Raw genomic sequence first — 1,203 nt, 5'->3', positions numbered from 1 at the left:
ATAATTAGCAAAAAGGCATTGTATCTCCAGCATATTCAAGGAGATAAAACATGGAAACTCGCATTCCTGAAAACACACCATTTGAGACGAATTTTCTAGGAGAAACATCTCTAGAAGAAAAATATTCACTCTTTCACACACCCATTTCATGGTCCGCAATCTTTGCGGGACTGGTGACGGCTCTTGCCACCTCAATCTGCCTCTCTTTTCTGGTCGCCGCTTTAGGCTTAAGCCAAATGGATTTCACTTCTTCAACCCCATTTGAAGGCTCTTTCCTCTCCTTTGGCGTGGGTTCTGTTATCGTTACACTGATTAGCCTAGCCTTGGGAGGCTTTGTAGCTGGACGTTTTGCTGAAACCTCAGGGACGCTTCATGGCTTTCTCACCTGGGCTCTCATAACATTGCTGATGACCCTCCAAGCCATCCACGTGGTTTCTAGTACAGCAAAGATAGGAGCTAAAACGGCTCTAGAAAACAGCTCTATGGTCCAACAAACCGTAGACAGCCTAAAAAACAATATTTCCCCTGTACTTGCAAACTTAAACAGCGAAAGTCTTGAACAGTTTTTTGCAAAAAATAGTGACAATGATATCAATTTTGACCAACTTAGGAGTGAATTGCGCACCCTTCTCAATAAAAGCGACATTCCTGCTCTCAACCCTGATCGCTTAAAACAAACCTATCAAGCTGCACTCAATGATATTGGTTCTGCGATAACAGCTTTCAAAAATGATCCTTCTTACTATCGCACCACTTTAAAAAATCTTGGTGAACGCCTGTCTGATCGTGTAGAAGATCTCACGACAAAATTTGATCGAAGTGATATCATCAAGGCCCTTATGACCGATGGCATGTCCCGTGCGGATGCACAAACAGCAGCCAACCATGCTGTTCAACTCTATCAAAGCGCAGAAGAAAAGACCGAAAAAGCCATAAAAGTCCTTGAAGAACGGGCAGAAACACTTTCAGACAATCTTGAGGATACGATCAAGGGCGCCAAAAACACTGCGACTAAAGCCACAAAAACAGCCTCCAATATGGGGTGGTGGGGCTTTTTAGGAAGTCTGGTAGGCGCCATTATTTCCAGTGTTTTTGGCTATTATGGTTATAGAAGCCGTAAGGACACTTTCATGCTTTAAAACATCTACCTGTCTACCTTTAAAGCAAATACATAAAAAGCTGCACGCATAGTGCAGCTTTTTT

General features: G+C 42.9%; 1 protein-coding gene. It reads left to right on the top strand.

The genetic code is table 11. The features are described 5' to 3' along the window. Positions 1-50 precede the first annotated feature (50 nt). Complete coding sequence (locus ACFIQC_RS09860; RefSeq protein WP_375707137.1) at positions 51-1,139, top strand: DUF3792 domain-containing protein; 1,089 nt, start codon at positions 51-53, stop codon at positions 1,137-1,139. The last annotated feature ends 64 nt before the right edge of the window (positions 1,140-1,203 follow it).

This window comes from Bartonella sp. AA126HLJHH (genome assembly GCF_042197425.1).
In the GTDB taxonomy this organism is placed as follows: domain Bacteria; phylum Pseudomonadota; class Alphaproteobacteria; order Rhizobiales; family Rhizobiaceae; genus Bartonella.
This window is presented reverse-complemented; position numbering and strand designations above follow the sequence as displayed.

Excerpts from the sequence above, each read along its gene's own strand:
- ACFIQC_RS09860 (WP_375707137.1), top strand. The coding sequence starts at position 51 with ATGGAAACTCGCATTCCTGAAAACACACCATTTGAGACGAATTTTCTA.